At 47.7% G+C, this 18,019-nt stretch carries 14 protein-coding genes; all 14 read left to right on the top strand.

The window, feature by feature from the left end; genetic code table 11:
• The first annotated feature begins 285 nt into the window (after positions 1-285).
• The 14 genes from SH451x_RS05950 (at position 286) to SH451x_RS05885 (ending at position 17,987) form a co-directional block, all read left to right on the top strand.
• Positions 286-1,566 carry a nucleotide sugar dehydrogenase gene (locus SH451x_RS05950; RefSeq protein WP_479361529.1) on the top strand — a complete coding sequence of 427 codons (1,281 nt, stop codon included), beginning with the start codon at positions 286-288 and terminating at the stop codon, positions 1,564-1,566.
• 252 nt (positions 1,567-1,818) lie between these two features.
• Entirely contained in the window at positions 1,819-2,988 is a 1,170-nt protein-coding gene (locus SH451x_RS05945; RefSeq protein WP_479361528.1) for a lipopolysaccharide biosynthesis protein, read from the top strand.
• A 129-nt stretch (positions 2,989-3,117) separates the two neighbouring features.
• Positions 3,118-4,470, top strand: a complete 1,353-nt coding sequence (locus SH451x_RS05940; protein ID WP_479361527.1) for a hypothetical protein — start codon at positions 3,118-3,120, stop codon at positions 4,468-4,470.
• A 45-nt stretch (positions 4,471-4,515) separates the two neighbouring features.
• Entirely contained in the window at positions 4,516-5,643 is a 1,128-nt protein-coding gene (locus SH451x_RS05935) for a glycosyltransferase (protein ID WP_479361526.1), read from the top strand.
• Between the two features lie 30 nt (positions 5,644-5,673).
• Positions 5,674-6,228: an acyltransferase gene (locus SH451x_RS05930; RefSeq protein WP_479361525.1), complete on the top strand. Its 555-nt coding sequence runs from the start codon at positions 5,674-5,676 to the stop codon at positions 6,226-6,228.
• 48 nt (positions 6,229-6,276) lie between these two features.
• On the top strand, positions 6,277-7,422 hold the full coding sequence (locus tag SH451x_RS05925) for a glycosyltransferase (RefSeq protein ID WP_479361524.1): 1,146 nt from the start codon (positions 6,277-6,279) through the stop codon (positions 7,420-7,422).
• Complete coding sequence (locus tag SH451x_RS05920; protein ID WP_479361523.1) at positions 7,406-8,104, top strand: class I SAM-dependent methyltransferase; 699 nt, start codon at positions 7,406-7,408, stop codon at positions 8,102-8,104. Before SH451x_RS05925 ends, SH451x_RS05920 begins: the two co-directional genes overlap by 17 nt.
• Positions 8,105-8,334: 230 nt before the next feature.
• Positions 8,335-8,664, top strand: a complete 330-nt coding sequence (locus SH451x_RS05915) for an LbetaH domain-containing protein (RefSeq protein ID WP_479361522.1) — start codon at positions 8,335-8,337, stop codon at positions 8,662-8,664.
• 14 nt (positions 8,665-8,678) lie between these two features.
• Complete coding sequence (locus SH451x_RS05910; protein WP_479361521.1) at positions 8,679-9,392, top strand: class I SAM-dependent methyltransferase; 714 nt, start codon at positions 8,679-8,681, stop codon at positions 9,390-9,392.
• Positions 9,393-9,396: 4 nt separating this feature from the next.
• Positions 9,397-11,079 (top strand): exosortase U, encoded by a 1,683-nt coding sequence (xrtU, locus tag SH451x_RS05905; RefSeq protein WP_479361520.1) that lies wholly within the window; start codon positions 9,397-9,399, stop codon positions 11,077-11,079.
• A gap of 101 nt (positions 11,080-11,180) precedes the next feature.
• Positions 11,181-12,035: a glycosyltransferase family 2 protein gene (locus tag SH451x_RS05900; RefSeq protein WP_479361519.1), complete on the top strand. Its 855-nt coding sequence runs from the start codon at positions 11,181-11,183 to the stop codon at positions 12,033-12,035.
• A gap of 758 nt (positions 12,036-12,793) precedes the next feature.
• Positions 12,794-13,483 (top strand): PEP-CTERM sorting domain-containing protein, encoded by a 690-nt coding sequence (locus tag SH451x_RS05895; protein WP_479361518.1) that lies wholly within the window; start codon positions 12,794-12,796, stop codon positions 13,481-13,483.
• A gap of 143 nt (positions 13,484-13,626) precedes the next feature.
• Positions 13,627-14,922 carry a glycosyltransferase family 4 protein gene (locus SH451x_RS05890; RefSeq protein ID WP_479361517.1) on the top strand — a complete coding sequence of 432 codons (1,296 nt, stop codon included), beginning with the start codon at positions 13,627-13,629 and terminating at the stop codon, positions 14,920-14,922.
• Between the two features lie 1,211 nt (positions 14,923-16,133).
• Positions 16,134-17,987 (top strand): ABC transporter ATP-binding protein, encoded by a 1,854-nt coding sequence (locus SH451x_RS05885; protein ID WP_479361516.1) that lies wholly within the window; start codon positions 16,134-16,136, stop codon positions 17,985-17,987.
• Positions 17,988-18,019: the final 32 nt, after the last annotated feature.

Below are 18,019 nucleotides of genomic sequence, written 5' to 3'. Positions count from 1 at the left end.
CTTGGTCGGTCTGCAGTGCGTGCGTTTCGCTAAACCATGCAATTGGTACAACCGTACCGACCTGAACGATCGCCCTGCATATTGGTTAGCCATCGAGAAAACAGTGCCGTGCATCTGACTTTTCAACCAAGCTCCAATTAGCTTTGCAGCTAGAGCCCGACAGCAAGTTCCCAGGAAGGATTGTGTTAACGGTGTCGGCTCGATTTTGAAATCGAGCTGCCACCGACGGGCACGAAGTGCGCCTTGACGTGGCTCGGGCTTTAAAAATTCACATTTGAGACATCGATGATTTCTATCATAGGACTCGGCTACGTAGGTCTTCCGCTGGCTTTGCAATTTGCTCGCAGCGGAGTTTCCGTCGTTGGATTGGACGTTGACGCAGCCAAAGTAGCTGCGATTTCGAGTGGTCGCTCGTACATTCATCACATTGAATCGTCGGAGATCGAGGGGCAGGTCTCTGCTGGCATGCTTCGCGCATCGACCGATTTTTCAGAAGTGTCTCAGTGCGACGCTGTGATCATCTGCGTTCCGACACCATTAAATAAGAACCGTGAACCGGACATCTCTTATATTCTGAAGACCGGTGAGTCGATCGCTCCTCACTTGCAGCTAGGGACGCTGGTGGTCCTAGAATCGACAACTTATCCGGGGACGACGGATGAAGACCTGCGTGGGGTATTGGAGTCGATTTCTGGCTTAACAGCTGGCACAGACTTTCATTTAGCATTTTCGCCAGAACGGGAAGACCCAGGCAACCCTGATAGCAAAGTGTCGAAGATTCCGAAGGTGGTTGGTGGACTGACTCCCAAGTGCCTTGTGCTTGCCGTGAAGCTTTATAGTAAAGCTGTTGAGCGCGTGGTAACCGTGTCGAGTTGCCGCGCGGCAGAAGCGACCAAGTTACTTGAAAACATCTTTCGCAGTGTCAACATTGCGTTGGTGAACGAGTTAAAAGTCGTTTACGGTTCGATGGGCATTGATATTTGGGAAGTGATAGAAGCGGCCAAGACGAAGCCGTTTGGCTACATGCCCTTTTATCCAGGCCCTGGGCTAGGCGGCCACTGTATTCCGATCGATCCATTTTATTTGACGTGGAAGGCACGGGAATACGGTCACGCAACGCGCTTTATCGAGCTGGCGGGCGAGATCAATACTTCGATGCCAAATTACGTAATTGGAAAAGTCGCGGAAGCGTTAAACAGCGTCAAGAAACCCCTCAACGGCAGCCGCGTGCTATTGATAGGATTGGCCTACAAGGCCAACGTCGATGATGACCGCGAATCGCCCACTTATATTTTGCTAGACAAGCTCAAGAGTGCAGGTGCCGAGGTTGCATATTACGATCCTTACGTCCCTGTCATTCGCCCAAGCCGCGAGCATTCTCACTGGGCCGGGACCAAGTCGATTGAGTGGACACAAGAAACGGTCTCAAGCTTTGACGTAACGTTAATTTCGACGGCTCATAAAAACGTGAACTATCAAGAACTAGTCGACTGGTCAAACCTAGTAATCGACACCCGCAACGCTTGCGCGGGGATTAAGGGCCAGAAGATGGTTTTTCTCGCGTAGTAGCACACTGCCGGGTCGATTGAATCGTCACAACTGGACATGCCAAAATACGCATTTTCCAACGAAATGAACTAATCGCAGAATATGTCAGAATTGAAGCGACGATTAATCCGCGGATTTGGCGCAACTGCTGCGACGCAGTTTAGCAACGCAATGATTCAGTTCGCTAGCGTACCAGCGTTCCTTTCGGTCTGGAATATCAACTTATACGGAGAATGGTTAGCTGTATCTTCCCTTGCGTCGATAATTGCAATGAGTGATTTAGGTTTCACTGCTGTCGCAGCCAACGACATGACAATGGCAGTCGGAATGAATCAAAAAAACAAAGCAATTGTAACTTTCCAGTCAATGCTTGTACTTCTTCTGATTATCACCATTGTGGTCTTTAGCCTCATCGTCGCCCTCGTAAATACAATTGATTTTACTCAGTTAATGTCGCTGAAATCGATCACCCAGGGAGAGTTTACCAGACTAACAATTATATTAATTTTATTGGTCTTTGTTGGCCTACTTCATGGACTTATTGCAGCTGGATTCCGTTGTGATGGAAACTTGGCTATGGGAGGTTGGCTTACTTGCGCAACAGGAGTAGCAACTTGGATCGCTCAAATGATAGCGCTTTTCACTACACAGTCTATGACCTACGTAGCGATTGGCGCCTTGATCGCCTCGTTCTTGATGTTAATTGTTTCGGCGAGGCTATTATTAAGAACAAGCCCTTGGTTCATAATTGGAGTTCGACAGTGCGACAAGAACGTTTTACGTAGCCTGTTCATCCCTGCAATGGGCTACATGGCCTTTCCTTTCGGCTATGCACTAAATAACCAAGGCGTCCTCCAAATAGTTGCATGGATAGGAGGACCGACAGCCACCGTTATTTTCAGTACGCATCGCACATTGGCGAACACGAGCATCAATCTTATGAATATGATCAATCATGTAATGCGCCCTGAGTTTTCTCGCGCCTTCGCTGACGGAAGCATTGAGTTATTTCGTAAGCTTCATCGACTCGCATGCAGAGCATCGATCGGGGGAGCAATTGCTTGCGGCACAGCGATACTTCTCATTTCCGAGTACTTCATACCTTTTTGGACAAATAACTCAGTACAGTGCAATTGGCAACTTTCAATTGCATTCGCCGCAATTGTCCTGGCCCGAAGTTTCTGGATGACGAGTGCTGTCACAATGATGGCAACGAACAAACACATGAAAGTCGCCGCAGTGTTTGTTCTTGGAATGGCATTATCTTGCCTCCTTGCTCTAATTATGATGCAGTCGTTCCATTTACCGGGAGTGGCATTAAGTGCATTGGCAGCAGAAGTTGTGATGTCAATCTTTGTCATTTATCGATCGCTCAACCTGACAAACGATCGTTTTACAGACTTTTTCTACTTCATAGTCTTCGGAAAAATTGTCACATAATATATTTTCAGTAGTACGCCTGAAATGTCTTGATTTGCTTGAAGACATGCTATTCCAAAAAACGCTGATGGCAGCAAAAGGCATTAACGCTGCATTCACTTACACGCAAAGACGGCCGGTCATCTGCAGATGAACGAAATTCTTTTATTCATAGTACTTGTGTCGTTCATTGCGGTTATCTTACGTAGTTTTCGGGCGGAGCAATGGATTTTCAATACCGGTCTATTGCTAGGAATCTTTTACATTTCTGTAATACCTCTTTTTATACTTTTCATTAAAGGCAATTTGGATATAGGTAGCGGCGGAACAAGCTTGGGGCCATTGCGGCGAATTTCTTGGAGCAGAGACACATATGCTGTAAGTCAAATTTTGATCACGCTTCTACTTTTTGTAATTACTAATTTCGTACTCCTGACCATAGTTCAATCAAAATCTTTTCCGGGACAGAGAAATTCGTCTTGGTTGTCGAAAATCCCAAAAGCAAAACCGATAGTACTGATTTTTGTCTTTCTGATTTCGTGCATAGTTTTCTTTTACGCAAGTGGTCTCTCAACCGGAGCAGGCCATTGGGCTCGTACAAAAGACGACGTCTTAAGCGCTGGCGTTTTCGGTTCGCTTATTCTTTCACTTTTCGCTGGACTGAGGTTGGCGGCCTTGATTGCAGTGGCAGCCTCCTGGCAAAAATCCAACTGGAATTTTCGTCGAACTTTGATCGCGCTGGCAGTTTTGTGCGCATTTGACCTGTACGTGACAGGTAATCGGGTTTTTACACTGCAGTCTATTTTCTGCGTTGCAGTCATTCTTTACGAAAAACGACAATTTCTACATTTAGTAGTTACCGCGATGGGGGCCATTCCCGTGGGCTACGCAATGGTCCTTTTTGGTACGTTTCGCGCTTCAATGCATAAGTGGAATAGTGGCGGCATAGACGGGCTTGTAGAAGGGCTTCAGAATGGTTTCCGCGCAGTTAAACGGGCAGGAGATTATTCGCTCTTAGAATACGCATTCGCCGCTTGCGAAGGATCAAGCCTCAATATCTTTATTGGTGTTGTAAATGCGTTCCCGGAAAAATATAATTTTCTTATGGGTTCAAGCCTGATTAAGCCGCTCGTGTTTTGGATCCCGCGGAGCATTTGGCATGACAAACCCAACTCTATCTCAGTCGTTTTTGGAAATATCTTCCTACCGGGGGCAGGTGTGAGCTTAAACGGCACTTCGTTAGGCGAATATTATGCGAATTTCGGCATTTACGGTGGTATTGCTCTGGGTATTGTCAGTGTTCTGCTGTCAACATTGCTTGCTAAGATTCCGCTGGAATCGAGCATGAGGCATCTTCTGTGCGTCGTTCTGGGTTTCACGCTCGCCCGGCTTGACATGATCAACATTATTTTACCAGGTATAATAGCTTTATGCGTGCTCAATTTTGTCACGCTTGTGAACGAGCCACAGGCAGATGAATTCCAATACCTAGACGAAGCTTGATGCGTCCATCAACTGTCGATGTTGACACAAAAATCGATACAGACGATGAAGACACTTGTTGTATACCACTTCTTTGCTCACTACCGCGAGCCAATAATTCGTGAGTTGACCGAAAATAGCGAGCATGAGTTTGAGTTCTTGGGGGCTCGTACCGACCCATACGGTAGCATCCGGGCTGCAGATTTTGAAAGTAATACTCGCTTTCGAAGCGTCTCGACATATTTATTCCGACCGGTAGTATTGCAACCCCGTGTTATATGGTATGCCTTTTTCGGTTCGCATCAAGCGACGATATACCTAGGGGACCCAGCTTTTTTGACGACATGGATTGCCGCGATCATTGACCGAGCAAGACGGAGAAGAGTCTTGTTCTGGACGCATGGATGGACAAAGAAAGATGTCGGAGTAAAGCGGTTTTTACGCCGACTGTTCTATTCAATTCCCACGGGGCTTTTACTTTACGGCAACCGCGCCAAGTCCATAGGAGTCGCTGAAGGTTTCTCGAGTGAGTCCCTTTACGTAGTTTACAATAGTCTCGACTACCCGCTTCAAAAGAACACTCGTGAATCACAGACAGAGAAGGATCTGCGAGAGCTAAAATGTTCAATGTTTGGAGAAAGTGACGCGCCAATCGTCGGATGTGTCACACGACTCTCACCGCAACGTCGTCTTGACACACTAATCGAAGCGCTGGCATTGCTGAAGCAAAAAGGCAAACATTTGAACCTACTCTTGATTGGCGAGGGTCCGGAGAAAAAGAAGCTAGAATCTCTTGCCCTGCAAAATAAAATCAACGTCGTATTCACCGGTGCATGCTACGAAGAGAGCTTGCTATCAAGATACCTAATGCTCTGCGCAGTCTGCGTGGCACCGGGAATGGTTGGCCTAACCGCCGTGCACAGCCTTGCATACGGCGTACCGGTAATAACTCATAACGACCATGACTCTCAAATGCCTGAGGCAGAGGCTATAGTCGAAGGCGAGACCGGAGGGTTTTTCGAGCGAGACAACATTAGTCATCTGGCAAGCGTCATTGATTACTGGACTAGAGAAACTAAGCCTATAGCTGCTACACGGGCAGCTTGCATTGAAAGAATTGAAAGATTCTACAATCCTCAATTCCAGCGAATCGTTATTGATATGGCACTAAACGCCATTTCTGCACCCGATTGAACTATCAATCATTGACCGTCGCTCCTTGCCATGAAAACAATCCTTCGAAGGTTTCCAGAATATTATTTCGCCGCAAGGCAGTTTCTCTTTCGGGCGCGCGCCGCGCGAATGGGATGGAAGGAAGTACATCCGACTGCGTACATTGCAAAAGGAGCCGTTGTTCACCCAAGTGTTAGAATGGCCGAATACAGTTTCATAAATCGACACTGCTTGGTAGAGAGAGGAGTTACGATCGGCAAGTACAGCATGCTCGCACCACGTGCGGCAGTTGTCGCGTCGGACCATCTGTTCGACCGCCCTGGTACGCCTATTATTTTTAGCGGTAGACCTCAAATTAAAGAGACGAAAATCGGTGCTGATGTGTGGCTTGGCTATCAAGCAATTGTTATGGCGGGAATTTCGATAGGAGACGCCACTATCGTGGGCGCGGGTTCTGTCGTGACGAGTGATTTAGAGCCATACAGTATCTATGGTGGAATCCCCGCTAGAAAACTGAGAGACCGGTTCACAATAAGTGAGCGCAGGATTCATGAAGAAATGCTGTCACGTCCCGCAAGTCGTGGAGAGTATTGCGATTTGAGATAAGTTTTTAATCGGTTGAAACTTACTTCTCCATTCGCAAGATTTCCCCAAATGCACATCCTCCATATTGCACCTTGTTTTATTGACTTAAAGGCCGAAAGCGGCGGCGTGTCCAATATAGTACGCGAACTCGCGACGAATGCCGCAAGAAGAAACGCCAATGTTTCAGTTCTCTCGACAAATTATGAGATGGGAAAACAGAAGGGGATCTCAGGCACATGGCATGTTAATGGAGTCAAGCAGACTGTTCTTGACTGGAAAGGAATCACTAGACACGCCTTAGAATCCACATTGCGCCAAACTCTTGCAGAAGCTTCTTCGGAAAGTATTGTCCACATTCACACATGCTTCAGTTTTACGACCGAAAACTCTATGAAATTTCTTAAGCAATGTGGAGTGCCTTACGTTTTCACTCCACATGGCAAGCTTAGTAGTTCGATGATGGCAAAAAGACGGCTTTCAAAGATGGCTTGGTGGCACCTCTTTGCTAAACGAAAAGTCGCATCTGCGGCTCAAATAGTGGCATCGTCTCCATACGAAGCACGTGACATAAAGACTCTACTAACGAAGGTTTCAAGTATCTCAAGTGTACCAAATGGATTTACGCCGGCATCGACAGCACCTCCCGAAACAAAATTTGCGAATGAAAAATATATTCTTTTCCTAGGTTATCTTGACCCTAGAAAGCAGCCAGAACTACTCATCCGAGCATACGCTAGGTCAAAATGTAAAGAACACTTCAAACTTCTATTGGTTGGTCCAGACGCGTACGGCTACAGAGCGCGGTTGGAAGAGGAAGTGAGTCGACTTCGACTAACGGAGAAAATCAGATTCCATGGACCTGCTATTGGCCAGGAGAAGTGGGAAATACTTCGAGCTGCCAGATGTTTGTGCCTAGCATCGAAGGGAGAGGGGATGCCGGTAGTCCTAACTGAGGCTTTAGGGGCGGGTGTCCCAAGCTTGTCTTCGCAAGAATGCAATTTCAGGCACATCGCTGAACTGGGCGTCGGCATCACGCTTGAATCGTTCGACCTACGGCAATGGTCAGATGCAATCGATTCATTGTGTTTGGATAATCATTCGTGGCAGCAAATGAAACTATGTTGCGAGAAATTTCGCCCAGAATTCCAATGGAATTATATAAGTGACCGATGGCTTCAGGTCTATGAGGATGTGCTAAATGCGAGTCGAAACTAAATCTGATCTGGTAAGTCTGGTTGATTACAAAAGCGATGACTATCACCTTAAAAGGCATCCTGAGCTTATCGCTGATGATGAGATATCGATCGCCTGGTCTCACTATGCGGACCACACCTATTTCTCCAACGTCCATTCGGGACAATCTGTCCTGGAGTTTGGTGGTGGAATGGCAAATAATCTACTGACCGTTAAGCAGCGAGCAAGAGTTGTAATGATCGAGCCCGCTTCGATCGGACGACAATATGGTGAACGGGCGGGAATAGAATGCCACGAAGCAGCAAACACTTTGGAAAAATCTTCTTTCGATTGGATTCTGTGCAGGCACGTTCTAGAACATCTCGACCATCCGCTTGAAACCCTCGTAACCTTGCGCCACGTGCTTAAGAAAAAGGGTACTATTATTGTCGCGGTACCATACGAGCTTGCAAAAATGAAAGTAGATCGTAACGACCTGAATCATCATCTTTACACATGGAATCGACAAACAATTTACAACCTATTAAACCGGGCTGGCTACGAAAAAGTTGAAACTTATTTCGAATACTACGGGGGCCGAAGAATTCTCTTGCCGCTCTATCGCCGTTTCGGCGGTCGCGCGTACGCAGTATCGGTCAGAGCACTTGGCAGAATATTTCGATTCCGCGAAATCATTGCTTTGGGAAGCAACCCTATAACGTAAGCTCAAGCACTGTGAATTATACTACATCCGAGCAAGTAAAGCGCCTTTTATGGTTGCTCATTTGGTACACAATTTGGCAACTCTGCTGGCATAGGATCTATTTTTTACGCCCTCTCATACTTAAGTGCCTTGGAGCAGAGGCGGGTCGATTATCAAACATTTTCTGCTCTACTTGGGTTGAAATGCCGTGGAACTTAAAGCTGTCTACATTGACAACGTTAGGCCCCCGGGTGACCATTTACAACTTAGGAACTGTCTCGATCGGCTTAGGCACTGTGATATCACAAGACGCATATTTATGTGCAGGTACGCATGATTATAGAACTCCGGGAATGCCGCTCATGAAAGAAAACATTGAAATCGGTAAGCACGTTTGGATCTGTGCGGGAGCATTTATCGGACCCGGCGTGACTATTGGAGATGGTGCCATCGTGGGGGCACGTTCGGTCGTGATGAAGAATGTGGAGCCCTGGACAATAGTAGGTGGAAATCCAGCAAAAGTAATCAGTCTGCGGACGGATAAAAGCGCAACCGCAATCCATGACAGCGCTGCAACATGAAAGTAGATTTGCTAATGCCATATCGACAGGGAGCCAATGTTGACCGTGCTAGACCACACTGGTTTCATCGTGAGTACTGGCCACTGCATTACATATACATCGAATTGAAACAATTCGCATCAAAATATGGTGCCCAATTTTCAGGTAAGAAAGTTATCGATTTCGGATCCGGCGATTGCCCTTATGGAGAATTGTTCCGAAAATACGGTATCGATTTAACTCCGGCCGATATTCCTCCCACGTTGCCGCATCATTTAAGTATAAATGAAGAATCCGGTCGGATTGACAGCTTAGATGATGGTTCCTGTGAAGGGGTAGTCAGCACACAGGTCCTCGAACACGTAAAAGATGTTCCTGGCTATCTAAAAGAAGCATACCGCCTCTTACGTCCGGGAGGAGCAATGTTCCTGAGCACTCACGGCACGTTTAGGCTTCACCGACATCCAACTGACATGCGTCGTTGGACAATTGATGGACTAAAATATGAAATTGAAAGTGCGGGTTTTGAAATTGTCCGAATCGTCCCGAGAATTGGATTACTTGCAACCTGCACTCATATGCGTGCCATGATGTTTGGCCTTCTATCTCGCAACAAAGCTCTCCAGTGGATCCCGCCGATCGTATACCTGTTCTCGAATTTACGCATGGGACTAGAGGACATGATAACTCCGCAATCCACGATGGAATTGCTTCCCGAATTGCTCATAGTAGAGGCGGTTCGACGTTAATCCGATGGAACTTTCGCTTACTAAATTAACTGATGAAAGCAAGTACTGCGGGTTATTCACGAAATGGAATGTGTTTGCGATACTGTTGCCAATTCTCGGCGTATTGCCGCAGCTAGTGATGGAGTTTCATTTTCTTAATGATATTAAGCATCTCCAATTCTATCCTCTAGCGATAGCCGCTTCGCTCTACTTCTACTTTCAAGAATACAAATCAGGAAGCCACGGAGACCCTCTTTCAACCAGGCGCAAAGCATTCACATATGTTTTGCTTCTCCCGGTGTGGATCTTTGTATTTTTGACGTCGATCACCGATAGTCAATGGATTTCCCATCTAGCCTTTTCGACTGCGTTGCTAGTCTGGAGTATCGGAGCGTTTCCTGGCACAAGCCTTCCCGTGCTTGCTGGAATTGGATCTTTAAACTTTGTAACAATTCCTATTCCGTTTGGTTGGGATCATCGCTTAGTACAGTTTTTACAGAATGTTTCATCGACCTGCGCAAGCTCAATCGCTGATATCTTCGGAATAATCCATCTTCCAACGGGAAACGTCCTTCATCTTCCAGAGAAGCAGCTATTTGTAGAAGAAGCTTGTAGTGGCGTTGATAGCCAATACGCATTGATGGCTATTGCGTTGGTTATGCTCATAGTTCAACGCCCGCACAAGATCGTCTGCATTGTTACACTATTGACTGTGCCATTGATTGCTATTCTTGGAAATGTATTCCGAATTGTAAGTATCATTTTTGCGCTTCACTTTTTTAATATCGATTTAGCCTCAGGCATACCGCACACGGTGCTTGGACTTTTTACTTTTTCTTTTGCGGCCTGGATTCACTTTAGCTCTGTTCTTTTTATGGAATATATCCAGAACGCCACAGACAGAAAAGAAAGAGCTGGATTATTGCGTTCAGCGGAAGCCAAGAGCGAAGGGAATTGTAGCACACCCAACGTTCACGGCATTTTTTTCATTGTCGCACTTCCGGTACTATTAATGTCGTCGCTAGGATGGATTAGCACATATAAGAAGCTTTCAAACCACGTCGTGACAGACTTAAAGGCTGAATGGGTTGACAATCTACCAAAATCTCCTGATTTACCGCCCCAGATCCACAACTGGAAACTAGTTGGGTTTGATGTAATTACTCGAGAAGTAGGAAACTCCCAGGGCGAAAGGTCGCAAACTTGGCAGTACGCCAGTTCGGATTCGTCGCTTACTATCTCACTTGATATGATGTTCCGAGGATGGCATGCGTTATGGGAGTGCTATATCAATATTGGCTGGGAGCGGGAGTACACTCGTTTAATCTATATTGATGACGACAAGTCGAATCGCCGCTGGCCGATTTACGAGGTAGGCCTGAAAGGCAGAAATGGAAGATTCGGGATATTAATATTCTCATTATTTGAGAGAGATGGAACTCCCTACCTTCGATCAGGTAGAACAGAGGTAGTTCGTTCAATGAACTTCGCGAACCGCGTTAAACTTAGCTTCCAAGATCTTCTTTCGAACAGTTTCTCAGCTGTCGAAAACGATGAAACGTTACAGTTTCAGCTTCTCCACACCTCTCCCAAGATGCTAAACGAATCCGAATTGCACGAGCTTCGGATAAAGTATTGCGAACTGCGAGAATTGGTCAACAAGAAAGCGGTGGACGCCATTAATACAAATGCGGCGATAGATAAGTAGTACTATTCTTGATTTTCTATATTTCCTTTGCATTCTCGTCATCCTGGAAATTTCGGAATGATATCTATATTTTTTATATTGGACATTAGACGACCGTTTCTATGATATCCGCATTGATACTCACGAAAAATGAGGAGATAAATCTAGAAGACTGCATTCGGTCCCTGTGGTGGAGCGACGACATTGTCGTGTTTGATTCATGCAGCACCGATCGAACTTGCGAAATAGCAAAGTCAATGGGCGCACGTGTATTTCAACGCAAATTTGATAATTACGGTGCTCAACGTGAAGCTGCTAGCCGCGTTGACTACAAATATGACTGGGTTTTTGCCGTTGATGCAGATGAACGAGTCGAAGAGGAACTGGCGACAGAAATCCTTTCCGTTGTTAGAGAGAATACCGAGAATGTCGCGTATCGGGTTCGTCGTCGTGATTACTTTCTGGGCAGCTGGATAAAGAACTGTACACTTTACCCGTCATGGTTTATCAGACTTTACAGACCCGATTCAATCAGCTATCCAGAGCGTTCTGTACATGAATACCCGGACGTACGCGGGAAAGTAGGAGAATTGAACGGCCACTTAAAGCATTTCAGTTTCAATAAAGGCCTTGAGGAATGGTGGCTTAAACATGTGCGATACGCACGGTTGGAAGCTACAGAAAATCTGAAGGCCCTTCGAATGGATCGCTCAAGTATTGATTGGCTAGGTGTACTTGCTTTTCAAGATCCAGTCCGTAACCGTCGTGCGTTAAAAAGGCTAAGTTTCAGTCTTCCTATGCGGCCGTCATGCCGTTTTCTGTATATGTATGTGCTTCGCCGTGGATTTTTAGACGGCTGGGCGGGCTACCAATACTGTCGGATGATGTCAATTTACGAGGCCATGATCGTGCAACATCTTGCGGAACTTAAAGTTGTTGCGATCAACGCCAAACTCAAAGAGAACTCGGCGTCTTAGCGATTACACAAGTATCTGAAACGGGTCGTATCACCTAGGAGGGTAAGACTTTTTCAGGCGTCCGTCGCACGATGCAGAGAAAGGACAACTCTGTTGCGCGTCGCGGTCGTCAGCGGCCGATTGCGTATGCGCCATGTTTTTATAAACGCGGGATCATTAACGCGACAACGGAAGAACGGCTTGACGACTATTCGGGGCAACTCGGAAGGCTAATTCTGCCAGTGTTTAAGAAATAAGGGCTGAAAGGGTTTTCGAACAATGGCTTTGGAGTTGCACATACGCTTAATCCTTCTGTCTCGCATTCTTTTCACTTTCGTGCGTTGTTTGAGTCGTTCTGCCGTACGCGGGAGATCATCGAAAATTCACCGACAGTGAATTCGCTGGTAGTTCCTGCTATTTCCATGCGCATTTTGGCGGATCAGTTTCGCATTACGACGTGCCTCTGAAATCAACTGACCCGATTGAAGCGTTGATTCCATCGAATATTCCCGTCGCCATCGTGGATGGAAGAGAAATAGGACATCTGACAAGAATTGGGAGGAATTTTCGAAATGGAAGGGCGTCGGAGTGTGCCGTCCTGTGCCTTTTACGGTGCCGCTTCGAACTTAAACACAGGGGGACATTTCTTCGTCCATTTTACGCATTTTAACACTGTTCGGCTCCATCGCGGCAACTATCATATCCCTTGAAACGGCGGGTTAATCAGTTTTGGTTCCGGTTCCCAGGCGGTCAGATCAACCGCAATTTTCGGAGGTTCTATGAAGAAGTTTTTTCTAAGTCTTTGCGTTTTGACTGCGGCTTTAGCGTCCGCAGGCACATGCAAAGCCGATTTGATTTTGACGGGTATAATCGACGGCGGACTTACTGGTGGTTTGCCGAAGGCAATTGAACTTTATGCATCAAGCGACATTGCCGACTTGAGCACTTACACGATCGATAATGCAAATAACGGCGGCGCGTTTGATGGAACTTCCATCGCACTCTCCGGTTCGATTACGGCAGGATCGTACATATACGTCGCTTCGGAAACGACGGGATTTAATAGCTACTTTGGCTTTGATCCTCAGTTCACCGGAAACAGTCTCAATGTAAACGGCGATGATGTAGTCGGACTGTTTAACAATGCGACGCTTGTTGATGTTTTTGGAGTGCAAGGTGTCGACGGCTCAGGTCAGCCTTGGGATTATCTTGACGGGTGGGCATATCGAAATGATGACACAGGTCCGTCTGCTACCTTCAATTTATCAGAATGGACTTTTTCTGGCATCGACGTCACCGATGGAACAACTACCATTGGTCAAACAGGCATGCCTATCGGTACATTCACAACCGCGGCTGCTATTCCTGAACCTTCTTCGGTGGCGGTTTTGGCTTTGGCTGGAATCGGGGGCGTTGTTGCTCGACGCCGTCGTAAGAACAAAGTTGACTCGGATGCAACTGCTGCTTAGTTCTCGATAAACCTATTGTTCAAAAATCAAAACTCTGCGGTGCCCTTGCACTGCGGAGTTTTTTTATTTGATAACCCGATTCGCTCTCGCTTCATGTTGCACGTTTTGAAGATGCGACGAAATCTCTCTAACTTGTCAAATCAATGAAGCATTCCGTCGTCCTACTCTATCATTACTTCAATCCAGACGATGTCGTCAGCGCACGGTTGTTTTCTGATTTGGCCGTCGACCTACAGGCCCACGGTTGCGATGTCACTGCCATGCCGGCGGTTCGTAGCTGCCATGACGGTAACGCAGGGTACAGCAAGAGGGAATCCTGGGCGGGTGGAAAAATCCATCGCGTATGGCGACCCGCGTGGAGCCAGAAATCGAACAAAGGTCGAGTTGGTAACGCGATCTTCGTTCTCGCTGCTTGGACCTGGCGGGCTATCACTACTCCGCGTGACAAGCCGCAAACGGTCATCATTGGCACCGACCCTATCTTAGGCGTCCTGGCAGCAATCCCGTGGCGGATTTTTCGTCCCGGTATTCGAATCATTCATTGGTGCCACGATGTTTATCCCCAAGCCGCTGTCGCTGATAACTTACTCAAGCCCGAGTCAATGACGACTCGGCTGCTGAATTGGCTGCTAAGACGGGCTTATCGTCGCTGCGATGTCATCGCGGATCTCGGCCCTTGCATGCGACGTGTGCTGCAACATGCTAGCGGTGATGAACGGCGACTTCCGAAAAGCACCATGCCAGAATTAGTTGCCACTCCAAGCGAAGTCGCTCAACGGCAATCTCTTTCCAAGCGACTTTATATCACGCTGCCTCCTTGGTCCCTTGTCGAACCTTATGAAGTGCCACCCAAAATACCGGAGGTCCGCGCATTGCTCTTTGGAGATGCGAGTCTAGGTTTGCTTTACAGCGGGAATTTGGGACGAGCTCATCTGTACAAGCCGTTCCTACAACTTGCCCGTCTCATGCGAGACGATTCAACTGCGTTCTGTTACGGTGGGCGCGGGCCTCGATTTGACGAGCTGCAACGAGAGGTCTCGCCGGAGGATCAGAATGTGCGCTTTGCCGGATTTGCACCCGAAAGCGAACTCGAACAACGACTTGCAGCCGCAGACGTTCATATGGTGAGTCTTCAAGCAAGCTGGACCGGCACCGTCGTGCCTTCCAAATTTTTTGGCTCGATAGCCGCAGGACGACCAGTGCTCTTCGCAGGGTCTGACGACTCAGCGCTTGCCGTTTGGATCCGTCAATTCAAACTGGGCTGGATCATCAATGATAGTAACACTAACCAAATTGCCGAGGCGCTGCGATTATACGGCCGAGATGACAAAGCCCAGAACGAAATGCAACAGCACTGCCAAGTCGTTTACAGGCAATGCTTCTCCCGACTAGTCCAAGCGGAAGCTTGGCACCAGCTTCTTACGCGGGGAAACCCGTAGTCTGGCAACCGCTGCGCGATTCTCGCCGCGGCAGGAGTTGACCGAAATGCACGATCCTTATTCAGGACGCGAGCGACGTGTGGAGTTGAGCCGCGACGTCAATTTGGTTTCAACTATCTGTGCTGGGCGTGTATGGACGCGGCTGTCAGTCACCATGTCGTCGTCGAACATTCCTGCATCCGCGAAATCACCGATATGGCGACTCGTGTGGAGCAGGTGACGGCGCCCGCTCGCTAACGGACTAATCGTTGACGATGCTGTTGGTGACAGCGAAGTCGAACTATTGAACAACTGAGACATTGCAAAACCTTGAATAAGATCAGATGAGGAGATTTGGACACATATCCGATGGCTTGCATCGGTTCAGCTTGAAAATTTTGGTGCCCGCGTTGATATCGACTAGAGCCGGTACTATCTCTACCACGGACCAGCGGTTCCGCAAGTTCGGAAAACCCGCTGCGGACGATCTTAAATCTACGCGTTACACCCTGTTTTTCCAGGCAGTTTGAACTGTGTACGCCTTAAGCATATTCAAGCTCAAACCGTTTGTGCAGAGTCGCAAACTGCATTCCAAAAAGCTGCTGACATATAAAAAAAGCTTTGTGTCGCCAAGAAGCACCTTAAGGCGGGGCAACGGATTGTTAGCTACAATTTGCCCCCGAATAGCCGATTGAAAATATTTCCCTTGTGGTCGTAAATTTTGCATTTCCTGGCTCGAAACCGATCGATGTCCATTTCGAACCCTTGGCTGTCACGTGCTGTTTGCCCCTTTCAAAACACTGTGGATTGGGCAACTAGCCAAAAAGTTAATAACAAGATAATTTCCGTCGAGATGCTACAAACAGCATGCACGGCAAACTTAGCACCCACAAGTGTTCACGCATTGGTAAGACGATAACAGTCAGCGTGGCTTCGCGACTGGTTCGCAAGCGACTGCGACTCGGCACTCCTGGTCGTGACGTCTAGTCTTGGAACAATGGATTGGCCGCCGCGAGGTTCTTGTTACGGGAATTGAGGCCGAGCTTTATCGCTTCGGAAAACCCGCTCGACTGCAACTCGCAGGCGTCACCCTGCCGCTATAGATTATTGCGAAACAGACTTGGCAGTATGCGCAAACCTTGTCGTTTGAGTTCTAGCCATGCCGGCCAAGAGCTACCTTATTTTGGAAGGCATCTATTAACTAAATGCCGTTCGTGGAATACCATTTCACGATGGATGAAACCTTAAATGACAAGAATCGATCAGACTTGGCTTGGCTGATCGACGAAGCAAAGTCGCTTGCTTTGTGTGGCAAACAAGCTTGGCAGATGGTGCCTAAGTGGCATCGTCTTGCGTTGGGCGGCGCATCGACGATGATGGCGCTGAACTCGCTGGCAAACATCTACCAAGCTTTCTTGCTTGGAAATTTAGTCAACCGCATTCACGACGGCATCAAGGCCCAATCCCCAGCGAACGATCTGTTCTGGCAAGCCATGGGGCTCTTGGGTATCATCGCGTTATTATATCTAATGCGTGAGTCGTTTAACGTTCTGAGACGATACACCGTTGAAAATACCTGCACTGGTCTTAACCGCGATATGCAGCTGCGGGTAGTTCGCCACGTGATGCAGTATGAGATGCAGCAGCTCAATAGCGAAAAGCTGGGGACGCTGCATGGCAAGATATTTCGCAGCGTCGACGGGCTGATCCATTTTGTACGGTTGATGTTCCTCGACTTCATGCCCGCCATTTTGACGGGAGCGTTTGCATTAAGCGCCGCGGTGCTTAATCAGCCTCTGATGGGTTTAATCATGGTAGGCGTCGTACCACTCTCGGTCTTTTTGACGTTGAGACAGTTGAAAAGCCAAAAGGGAGTTCGCTTGCAGTTGATGCGTGACTGCGAAGATGTGGACGGAACAGTTGTCGAGCAACTCTCGGGTGTTGAGTATATCCGTGTTGCGAATACTTATGAAAAGGAAATGGATCGCCTCGGCTTTTTGACCGATCGGCGCCGACGACGCGAGCTGAAGCATCACTTTGAAATGTCGTTATTTGGTTCAGGCAAAGCGTTGAACGAAGGCTTCTTTCATTTGTGCGTTCTGGCCATGGCAACTTATATGGCGATCAACGAAACGATCAGCTTTGGAGACATCCTTACTTTTTCGGCGCTGTTCGGAAGTGTGATGAGTCCGCTTAACGAAATTCATCGTGTCGTGGATGTGGGGCATGAATCAAGTCTGCGAATGTCAGATCTTCGAATCATGCTGAATCTGCCGATCGACGAATCCTTTCAGACGAAAGCTCGGGAGCAGGCGCTTGTCACTAACGAGTCGACGATCATTGATGTTCGGAACCTTCGCGCGGGCTATAGAAACTCGCATGGAAAATGGAAGGAAGTATTGCACGACGTCAGCTTTACAATCGATGCTGGCGATTGCGTCGGAATTGCGGGGCAATCGGGGGGCGGAAAATCGTCGATGATCAAAGTGTTGCTACGTCTGCTGCATCCCAGTGAAGGCGAAGTACGCATCGCAGGTGTCGACCTGCGAGAATTGGATCGCGAATCGCTCGCGTCAAACGTGAGTTACGTGGGACAGAATCCATTCGTGTTTGCAGGAACAATCCGTGACAACATCGCCTACGGTTGCAATGATCCGAGCGATGAAGACGTCAAGAAAGCGGCCATCGCGGCTCATATTCACGGTGAGATTGCAGAGATGCCGGGAGAATATGACGCGCCGGTGAGTGAACGAGGCAATAATTTGTCAGGAGGTCAGCGTCAACGACTTGCCCTCGCAAGGTTGTTGTTGCGGAATGCTCCAGTGCTGATACTGGACGAGGCGACGAGTGCTCTTGATAATATTAGTGAGCGATATATTCAAAGTTCGCTTGGCGTTCGTACTGGTCGACAGACAATTATCATGATCGCTCATCGGCTTACGACCTTGCGACACTGCGATAAGATTTTAGTTTTTGACAATGGCCGAATCGTTGAAAGCGGGCCTTATGAAAAGCTAGTCCTGGCAAATGGAAAGTTTGCGGAACTACTGCGTGCCAGCGAAAGCGAGATGACGCATATCCCATAGTGAGTCTGCTTATGTACACACTGCTGACAGGG

The organism is Njordella aestuarii, from assembly GCF_056494165.1.
The sequence above is the reverse complement of the archived record's forward strand: the minus strand, read 5'-3'. Positions and strand labels throughout refer to the sequence as shown.

Excerpts from the sequence above, each read along its gene's own strand:
- SH451x_RS05950 (WP_479361529.1), top strand. The coding sequence starts at position 286 with ATGATTTCTATCATAGGACTCGGCTACGTAGGTCTTCCGCTGGCTTTG.
- SH451x_RS05945 (WP_479361528.1), top strand. The coding sequence starts at position 1,819 with ATGAGTGATTTAGGTTTCACTGCTGTCGCAGCCAACGACATGACAATG.
- SH451x_RS05940 (WP_479361527.1), top strand. The coding sequence starts at position 3,118 with ATGAACGAAATTCTTTTATTCATAGTACTTGTGTCGTTCATTGCGGTT.
- SH451x_RS05935 (WP_479361526.1), top strand. The coding sequence starts at position 4,516 with ATGAAGACACTTGTTGTATACCACTTCTTTGCTCACTACCGCGAGCCA.
- SH451x_RS05930 (WP_479361525.1), top strand. The coding sequence starts at position 5,674 with ATGAAAACAATCCTTCGAAGGTTTCCAGAATATTATTTCGCCGCAAGG.
- SH451x_RS05925 (WP_479361524.1), top strand. The coding sequence starts at position 6,277 with ATGCACATCCTCCATATTGCACCTTGTTTTATTGACTTAAAGGCCGAA.
- SH451x_RS05920 (WP_479361523.1), top strand. The coding sequence starts at position 7,406 with ATGCGAGTCGAAACTAAATCTGATCTGGTAAGTCTGGTTGATTACAAA.
- SH451x_RS05910 (WP_479361521.1), top strand. The coding sequence starts at position 8,679 with ATGCCATATCGACAGGGAGCCAATGTTGACCGTGCTAGACCACACTGG.
- xrtU (WP_479361520.1), top strand. The coding sequence starts at position 9,397 with ATGGAACTTTCGCTTACTAAATTAACTGATGAAAGCAAGTACTGCGGG.
- SH451x_RS05900 (WP_479361519.1), top strand. The coding sequence starts at position 11,181 with ATGATATCCGCATTGATACTCACGAAAAATGAGGAGATAAATCTAGAA.
- SH451x_RS05895 (WP_479361518.1), top strand. The coding sequence starts at position 12,794 with ATGAAGAAGTTTTTTCTAAGTCTTTGCGTTTTGACTGCGGCTTTAGCG.
- SH451x_RS05890 (WP_479361517.1), top strand. The coding sequence starts at position 13,627 with ATGAAGCATTCCGTCGTCCTACTCTATCATTACTTCAATCCAGACGAT.
- SH451x_RS05885 (WP_479361516.1), top strand. The coding sequence starts at position 16,134 with ATGGATGAAACCTTAAATGACAAGAATCGATCAGACTTGGCTTGGCTG.